1 protein-coding gene is annotated in these 1,063 nt (G+C 57.9%); it reads left to right on the forward strand.

Annotated elements, in window-relative coordinates:
* Positions 1-1,063: flavocytochrome c (locus tag H6A60_RS11635; protein ID WP_205104789.1), on the forward strand; the 1,063-nt coding region annotated here is incomplete at both ends.

Consider the following 1,063-nt stretch of genomic DNA (forward strand, 5'->3'; position numbering starts at 1 on the left):
AAGCATTGGGATAGAACTGTCGACGTTCTCGTCGTAGGCTCCGGTTTTTCCGGACTCTCGGCGTCGATTGAGGCGCGGACGAACGGTGCCGACGTTTTGTGCATCGAAAAGATGGCTATGATCGGCGGCAATTCTGTTTTGTCGGCGGGCGGCCTTGCCGCACCTGGCAACGATCTGCAGGTTGCTGCAGGCATCAAGGACAGCCCGGAATTGCTGCTCAAGGACATGCTGAAATCGGGCGGCAACCTCAACAACGTCGAGTGCGCAAAGGTGGTGGCCTACGGTGCGCTTGACGCCTATCGTTGGGCAAAAGACTTTCTTGGCGTGAAGTTCGACCGCCTCGGCTACCAGGGCGGTCACTCGGTTGCTCGCTCAGCCTGTTATATGAACGGCACCGGCGCGAATATGATCGGTCCGATGTCGAAGAAGTGCAAGGAAATTGGCGTGCCTGTCGAGACGCGTTCGCGTCTTCTCAATCTTGTTCTCGATGAGAAGGGAGCCGTCATCGGCGCCGAGGTACAGCAAGGCTACGTGTTCCCGAAAGAAGATTCCGGCAAAAAAGTATTCATCCGCACGAAGAAGGGCGTCGTCGTTTGCGGCGGCGGCTTCTCGCAGAACGTAAAGCTGCGCATGCTGCACGATCCGCGCCTCGGACCGCAGCTCGACTCTACCAATCAGCCTGGTGCGACGGGCGACGCCATGCAAGCGGCTCAGCGCGTCGGTGCTGCGGATGTTCAGATGGACTGGATCCAGCTCGGCCCCTGGACTTCGCCCGATGAACCGGGATTCGGCGTCTGCCCGAAGTTCGTGGAATCGTCAGTCGGCTACGGCCTTATGGTCGTACCGTACCCCGGCAAACGCTTTGTGAATGCAACCGGCAACCGGAAAGTGCGCTCCGACGGCATTTTGCTCACTGGACATCCGGCAATTCTGCTCGTGTCTGAAGCGAACAGCAAGCATGTGCCGCCTTCGACGATTGAAGCGGGCCTCAAGAACGGTGCTATTAAGAAATTTGCGAATTTGGAAGCGCTCGCCAAAGAATACGGCATCAATGCAACCGAGC

It is taken from the genome of Sutterella massiliensis (assembly GCF_016899755.1).
GTDB lineage: Bacteria > Pseudomonadota > Gammaproteobacteria > Burkholderiales > Burkholderiaceae_F > Sutterella > Sutterella massiliensis.